We start from the raw sequence: 8,181 nt of genomic DNA on the forward strand, positions 1-8,181 counted from the left end.
CGCTCTGCGGTAAGACGACGTAAGGCACAAGTGCAGCCACAAGAAGATCCACTTGGCCAGGATAATCACCTGGAGCCGAGTAAAGAGCTCGACAACACGGCTTCTGCTCCGGCGCCAGACACATGCGGCGATACACAAAGTGGGACTTCGACTGGGCAGAAGGATCTAGAGATCACTCGCCTCAAGAAGTCGTTAGCTAGGCGGAACGAAGAACTTGCAAAGATCGCGCTCTATCTAAAGAGCATAGAGGAAGATCAATTTCTGCAGCAACGTGAGTTAGATAGAGTATCGAGGGCTCTAGACGACGCGACCGAGGAAAACCTAGCTCTTCAGAACAGTTTGTTAAAGCTAGGTGAAAGCAAAGACCGGCTACGCTTTTCGCGAGCATTGACGCTTCATGAAAATCACAAGACGCATGCATCATCGGGGATCGACCAGAAGCTGTTACGCAACGCCGCACGTACTCGCATCTCTGAGGAGGAGATACGGGAACTTGCTACGGATACTCGCTTATTTGATGCCCAATGGTACATAAAAAGATACTCGTTAGAGGGATTGGACAGTGAAGGCGCGTTAACTCATTACTTTGACCATGGTCATCGGCTCGGTCACAACCCGAGTCAACACTTTGACGGCCAACACTACATCGCAATGAACGCAGATCTTGACGGAGGGGGCACCAATCCACTCCGTCACTATATTCAGTTTGGTGTTTGTGAAGGACGACCTGTTGCCGCGGTCCAGGAGAGAATGAGGGTTCGGGCGATTATGATGCAGCGAAACGAGGTAGATTTGATCTATCCTTGGGCGCTATATCACGGTGTACGGTTTGGATTTGAGAATCTTCACATTATCGACAATGGGTCTAAGGACTCCTTCCAACCACGCCTTGATTATCTTCAATCAATAGGAGTCCAAATTAGCCGCCAACACAACAGTCGCGAGGACTTCGTGAATAAGGGAAGAATTATTTCCGAGATTATAAAGCGTTATGACGAAGAGGACCCCGCAGACTTCTACTTCCCCCTGGACTGCGATGAATTCGTGGGTGTCGAACTCCAAGGCGGCCTTCTATCGTTCTCAGAAGTCGATATCTTCAACGAACTGAATGCCCACTACAGAGCAAACGAAGCGCTGACAGTGGCTACCTACTTCGACAACCATCCTGGACTTGCAGGGAGCTTCAAACGAACGACTGGTCAGCGAAAATCATTCTTCGCTGAAGGAGCGTGTCAATTGTTGGACAGAGGCTTCAGCAACCCGAAGGTAAGGGGTGGAGGAGGCCGAAGAAAGACCTCAATAGTGTATATGCATTATCATTTTAAGCCTTACCAACTCGTACGTTTGCATGCGCGGCAAAAGCTAGAGGCGTTTCTGGAGGACTTCTCGGAAGAAACCCTGCGTCAATACATTAACGAGAGAAAGACCGGGTTCCATTCCGCGCGGCACTTGCTGGTCGGAGAGCGCGAATATCTGGCGCGGGATGCAACGCTTTTCAAGAACGTGACGGCTTTCTCTGAAGCGTTCGAGAGCTTGGAAGTTCCTCTCCCATTTTCCGACGGTTATACGGCGTAGGTTTTAAAAGATGTTGAACCTGCCAAGCCATTCGTTGTCTGGGTTTTTGAAGTCTGTACGTCGACTAGGGCGTTCTGTACGTTGCGCGAGGTGTGCAAACACCGGTTCAATCCAAGGCCAAGTCGGGTCCCATTGATGGCAATATCTGAGGCTAAGCTTCCCGATCGCGTACTCTCTAAGCCAGCTGCCCATACGACAGTGGCTGTGTGCATACACGCGTTTTACCTGGACGTGCTGCAGGAGATGCTGCCGTATCTCCACTACATTCTGGTTCCATTCGATCTCTTCGTGACATGCCTCGAAGAGCGTCGCACGGAAGTCGCCTCCATTCTAGAGAAGGCGGGCGTACATGCAGAGATACTGAGTGTTGAGAACATTGGTATGGACGTCTTGCCGTTTGTACAGGTGGTAAAAGAATATAACCTTCACCGCTACGGTGCGATACTCAAGCTTCATACAAAGAACAACTTTACCCAGCACAGCCGTACGCAAACGCAAATGTTTCTAAAGCTACTCTTGGGTTCCGCGGAGTTAGTGGAGGATATTTTAGTCGCCTTTGCAACTCACCGACACCTTTTGATGGTCGGCCCTCATGACTTGTACCGATCAGCTCACTATATGGCATACAATAACCGAGCAATGATAACAGACATCTGCAAGGCTCTAAAAAAGCCATCAGATCCGATTAACTGGGGATTTTTTGCCGGAACTATGTTCTGGATAAGGGGTTCGAGTCTAACCTCCTTAGCGCGAAGCCACAAAGCGCTTATTGCAGTAACGCAGAAGCAAGCGTCTGGAAAGGAGGTGACCGGGCGAGACGGATCGATCGCACATGCATTGGAACGATTATGGGGCGCACTGAGCTCCTCCAAAGTTAGAGAAATTGGCCTGACGTATCGATGTAACGCAGAACTTACAAAATTCTCGCTTCGAATTGAAGCGGACAGCATTCTCTTGGAGGAGCCAATAAGGCGACTGGGGGCGAGCGACGTGTTTGATCGGTGGTCTCGGGCGCGCGAGGATGTGGAGGCACTTAAGCGAGTTTCCGAGTTTGATACCTCCTACTATTGCTCCAAAACTGACGAGTGTCAGAGGTATGGTATCGATCCTCATCTGCACTTTGTACTGTATGGTGACGTATTCTCAATTGACCCGTCGCCAACCTTTTCCACGTCATATTATCAATTGCGTCGGCCCGATGTTTATAGAAAAGGGGTGAATACCCTTGCTCACTTTTCCACATTTGGAAGACGTGAAGGATATACTGGGAGTCCGACCTTCGAGGATTGGTTCGAGGTAGCAAGATCACATCGGCTTATAGACGAACAGTGGTATTTAGAGGAGCACGGAAGTGTCGGGGTGTCCGGGCTTTCGCTCATCGATCATTATAGGCATCTAGGCCGGCATTTAGGTGTTGCAACCTCAGTTAATTTCGATCCGGCTCTCATCCCCGTTCTGAAGGGCGAGGAGGTCGAGGCTGACCCATTGGCGACCTTTCTAAAAACTCACTATTTAGAGGAGGCGAAAGCTTACAACGAACTGACGCGAGTCCTACAGAACAACGATTATGCGGTCGTTCCGGAACTAATCGAAAGTATTTTTGATCGGTTCGGTGTATCAATGGCACCGCTATCAGCCTTGGGGCTTTGTTATGTCCGTTCAGGAAACTGGACTCAGGCGAAGGTGATACTCGAGCGTTACTGGGAGGCATTGAGAGCTAAAACACTCTCTACACGACACCGGCGTTCAGTCTTACCATCAAGCAAGATTGGAAACGAAGTCTTTGAGGATGTTTCATCATCCAAAGATGATACTCAGGCAGAGGTATCGGTATGTGTTTACACCGCGCTATATGGTGACATAGACATACTGCCACCCATAATAAGCGTATCGAAGTATTGCCGGTTTGTTTGTTTCACTGACTCACCTGGTGATGTCGAAGGGTGGGAGTACCGGATTGCCGAGCCAGGATTAGGCGATACCAATCTAAACGCAAAGTTGTATAAGGTCCTATCGGACGATTTTCTTGAGCAATTCGACTACTCGCTTTTCATTGATGCTAATACGTTATTAATGGGCCGCCTTGATGAGCTAATCGAGAAGTATTTGATAGGCAATGAGTTTGTGATGTTCCGACATCCGGAACGTAGCGATGTATACACAGAGGCGGTGGCGATCGTTGAGTCCGAACGACATAGCCCGGCAAAGCTGCTTAGTCAGCTTCATACTTACAGCGATGCCGGATTGCCTAACGACGCAGGTCTCATCGAGGCGTCGTTTATTTGGCGAGCATCGGGTAAATCTCATATCAGCAAGCTGATGAAAGAATGGTGGGATCATATCCTCCATTATAGCAAACGCGACCAACTCAGCCTAGGATTCCTCATGTGGAAGAATGAGGCTCGGCCTAAGACTATTCCGAATGACGTGGGCAATCCGCGAGAAAACAAATACTTCATGAAACTCCCGCACGCAAAGCTCCCCCATGCGGTGTTGGCCAATAACGTGACTCGTAGGGTGACGTCTTGGGCGAGGCATGCTGATGTGTGGTTCCTATACGGGAGCAAGTTTGTAAGTGCCGGTTCTTCGGTGTTGCGCGGCAGCCAGCTCTCCGAGATCCTTCGTTCCGCCATTCCGGATCCACGGGGGGTCTTTTACACGTCTTTCGATAGCATTTCGGACAAAATTGTGATCCTCACGAAAGGCTATCTGGCACAGGTCGGTGTGGAAGGCGTCGCAAGACTGAAAGAGCGCGGCAATATGATATTGGCGGATTTTGTCGATGCGCGGCCTAACGATGATATGATGCCATACATAGATGTGCTGATCGCCAGTTCGCTTCGTGCCTTTGTCGATTATCGGAGGCGTTATCCAGAGGTTCGATCGCACCACGTAACGCATCACGTCGACTTTAGAATCGTTCCTGGACCGGTGCCGACCAACTTTTGCACTGGTTACTTCGGAGAGCTGGTCAATACGGTTTCAACCGAACAGATCAAGGAGTTGGTCGACTTTGTTTTAGTGGATACGAGCACGTCTCAATCGAGTTGGCTAGGGCGGCTAAAGGATTATAGCTTTCACTACGCAGTAAGGCGCGAGCGCGGTATTGACCACTTCAAGCCTTTCTTGAAGGGATTCGTGGCTGCGCATTGTGGTGTGAATGTTATGATTCAGGCAAATGCAGGAGATGCGCGCTTCTATCTTGGGGAGGATTATCCTTATCTGCTACCCGCAGGTGCAGGTCCCTCTGAGATTGTGGAAGCTTTGCGGAGGGCGAAAGAAAGTATCCATAGTGCGGAATGGCGCGCGGGACTAAATGTCATGAACGAAGTGAGAGAACGCAGCAGTCGGGAATACGTTGCACGTGAGCTGACGCAGTTACTACGGACGCTATAGGGAGTCCTAGATTCGTCATCGCTGCTGCTGACCAAGCCACGTGCCATAGCCTAGGTCGATGATCGGTGATCAGCGGACCGTAATGGCAATGCAGTCCTGCAATCGATTGGGCGGGTGGATCGCTAGTCGGGACCTCGCCGCTGCTGGACCACCGATCGCCTGCCCGGGGGCTGTTTCGACAGCCTGGCGTGCGAAAGAGGCATGCCGTCCGGCGGGCGACGCAGGCCGCGGTTGTGAACTCGGCTGAGGCTTTCAAGCCCTGATACGGCCCGTGTTGACCTTGCTTGCGAGTCAAGGGCGGATCTGTAATGCTCCATGATGTGCCGAGCGTTTGAGCAATAATTCTATTGAAGGTCCAGAGATGCGTATCTGCATAATCATGATGCTCAAGGACGAAGACGAACTGGCAATGACGTGGGTTAAGTACCACGGGGCTGTAGTCGGGTATGAAAACCTATTCATATTTGACAACGGGTCGACCCAGGCCGGCACCATTGCCGCCATCGATCACGCAGAGTCTAAGGGTAGTAGGGTAGACAGGGGCCAATCGGGCTTCTTGGCATTCAAACACAAAGGTATGACCTTTGAGGCGCTAATAAAACGGCTTGATCAGGAGAGTCCATACGATTTCTACTTTCCACTTGATATAGACGAATTCCTTTCGGCACGATTAAGCCACCGTTACGCGGTAACGCCGACTGAAATATTCTCCGTGCTTTCGAAATACTTAGAGTCTCCAGACGCCTTGATGATCCGTGGCGCGCCTACGAATCACCCGTTGAAACCTTCATGGTATGATCCCTCTGAGGGGCAGCGCAAATTCTTCTTTGCTCGAGGTGCATGCGTAAAGTTAGACCACGGTTTCCATCATGGGATTACTAAGAGTGGTAAGACCTTGGTGACCGATATGGTCTACTTCCATTTTCATTTTCGACCATTTCGTGATCAACAGGCGGCGGCGAGAAAAAAGCTTGAGGGATTCGTTACCGATTTTGATCGTGAAACTATACGAAGTCACCAGGAAAAAAAAGGATCCGGTTTTCATCTAGTTCAATATCTCTTGCAAACTGAGAGCCAGTACTATGCTGAGTTCGATAAGCGGACCCTCATCTATATACCGGAGTTTTCCAAGTCCCTTGATGCGTTTTCTCTGGACCTCCCTTATCTCAAAACGAGACTAGAAGAGATCGCGCTTACCCCGGATCAAGAAGATGCCCGTATAAGCACGGTGAACGACGCAGATCAGCTAGCAGCGTGTCTCGATCGAAGTGCGGGAAGTCTTGACAGGTTGTTCAAGCTTTATAAGAGAATTGGGGCAACCGCGCGTGTTGAACAGACCGCAGAGGCTATTCTTGCCTCCAATCCTGCAAACTTCTTAGTCCGCAGAGATCTGATCCATTTGGCTGTTGAACGCGGGCTTGTCTCACAGACCAAATCAACAGCTTGGAGCGAAGCTAGGTATCATCTATCAGAAGCGGAGAAGCAAGAGAGCGTAGCTGCCGAGGATCTCATCTACATAGCGAGGTATAACAGCAGAATTGGCGATCACGAAGTCGGGCTTCGAAATATCCAAAAAGCAATCATGATGCTCGAGGGCGACGAGAAGCTTGCCGCAAGGCTGGTGCAAGCGGAAATCTATGTCGAAAATAAAGATAAGTCTCGTGCAATTAAGGAACTTGAGGATATCACGCCAAAGCTGCATCGCCCAAATCAGTTAATCCGGTGTGCGCTGATGATGGGAAAGCTTGGGATGGCTAAATCTTCTTTGGCGGAAGGACGGCGCTCCATTGGGGTCCTAAGGCCAGCCCGCACTACTCCTCAAGACTACCTTCAACTGGCAAAGCTTTTTATCAGAAACGGTGCGGCCGCGGATGCTAAGATCGTTATGATTAAGGCAGGCTTCACCAACTTTCCTCAGATGAATTTGCTCGTAGAGTTCCACGAAGTAAACTTTGAGCTCGATTTGAAGGAGCTAGCGAAGCAATATGCTGAGGCTGCGTTGGCTAAGGACGCCTACCATCCACTCATGGTCGAGAGACTAGGTATTCTTCAGCTACTTGAGCGTACTCCAAAACCGGTCGCTGAGCCCCTCGCTCCACCGGTAACTGGCAAAGGCATTGGGGTAATGCGTATGTTTACGGGTATCAGGCGACGGGGTTGATACGGTCCGAATGCAAACAAGCTGATTCGCACGTTGACGGACTTGTGGATGAAAGCCATTAAGACAAAGGATCTGCTTTAAGACCGATGCGAGCCAGGCCGAACTCCAACCCTTGAACCAAGTCCGCAGCGCATCCGGTTCGCTGCTTACCTTCGCTTCCCGAATGATCCGACCGCTCCCATCAGCCACGCAGATGCTCGAGCTTTTCAACGACACGTCGATTCCGGCATAGTACTCCATGGTCGTTCCTCGGTGATGCTTGGAGCAGGGGACCTCCTCAGACTCCGTTTATTGGCACCATCACTCCGTGGGACGACCGCCAATCCAGCCACTCTTCCGCCCGTCCGTTACGCCATCTAGAAAGAAGGATGAGAGTAAGTGGTGTTTCATATTCGGTGGCTTATGGCCTTGATCCAGAAAACATGGAGGATAGTCGAGGCTGAACCGGGAAGCCTTTCCGCATCGGATTGCTTTGGTTAATCTTATACCAAGTCTCGTTGAGGGTGACTCGTGAGGGATTCCCGAATCGAGTTTAATCTGATTCAAGATGGCGAACCTCGGAGTTCGCCATGCCAGTCCCGCTTCGAACTGATTTCACCGCGGCGCATATGCGCGTTGCTGCCAAGAGAACCAAGGACGGCCCGCAGGCGCGCCGTTTGCTGGCATTAGCGGCGATCTACGATGGCGGCACGCGGAGTGACGCCGCCAAGATCGGCGGCGTGACCTTGCAGATCGTGCGGGATTGGGTGCTGAGGTTCAACGCGGAGGGCGCCATGGGCCTCCTCGATCGCAAGGCGCCTGGCCAGCCCGCCAGGCTCTTAGCGGCACAGCGCGCCGCCCTTGCTGCTCAGGTCGAGAGTGGCCCAAATCCAGCGATCCATGGCGTTGTGCGCTGGCGTATCATCGACCTATGTCAGTGGCTGTTCGAGGAACACAAAGTGAGCATCTCCAAGCAGACGCTCAGCCGTGAAGTATGCATTCGGCGAGCGCCGCGGATCAGATACGAGACCGGGTCTTTCTGCTGGTTGCCGTTCGGCTCCATTTTGTCG

General features: G+C 51.1%; 4 protein-coding genes. All 4 read left to right on the forward strand.

Translation table 11 applies throughout. From position 1 onward, the window contains the following. Nucleotides 1–30 precede the first annotated feature (30 nt). Nucleotides 31–1,575: a glycosyltransferase family 2 protein gene (locus GSQ92_RS13040; RefSeq protein WP_159013550.1), complete on the forward strand. Its 1,545-nt coding sequence runs from the start codon at nucleotides 31–33 to the stop codon at nucleotides 1,573–1,575. Between the two features lie 135 nt (nucleotides 1,576–1,710). Next, nucleotides 1,711–4,971: a rhamnan synthesis F family protein gene (locus GSQ92_RS13045; protein WP_159013551.1), complete on the forward strand. Its 3,261-nt coding sequence runs from the start codon at nucleotides 1,711–1,713 to the stop codon at nucleotides 4,969–4,971. Nucleotides 4,972–5,302: 331 nt separating this feature from the next. Further along, nucleotides 5,303–7,132 carry a hypothetical protein gene (locus GSQ92_RS13050; protein ID WP_159013552.1) on the forward strand — a complete coding sequence of 610 codons (1,830 nt, stop codon included), beginning with the start codon at nucleotides 5,303–5,305 and terminating at the stop codon, nucleotides 7,130–7,132. 569 nt (nucleotides 7,133–7,701) lie between these two features. Continuing rightward, nucleotides 7,702–8,181, forward strand: a 480-nt coding sequence (locus tag GSQ92_RS13055) for a helix-turn-helix domain-containing protein (RefSeq protein WP_216856822.1), incomplete at its 3' end; no start/stop codon positions are given.

It is taken from the genome of Acidisoma sp. S159, from assembly GCF_009766125.1.
GTDB lineage: Bacteria > Pseudomonadota > Alphaproteobacteria > Acetobacterales > Acetobacteraceae > Acidisoma.

Coding starts and splice junctions, on each gene's coding strand:
- GSQ92_RS13045 (WP_159013551.1), top strand. CDS start 1,711: ATGGCAATATCTGAGGCTAAGCTTCCCGATCGCGTACTCTCTAAGCCA.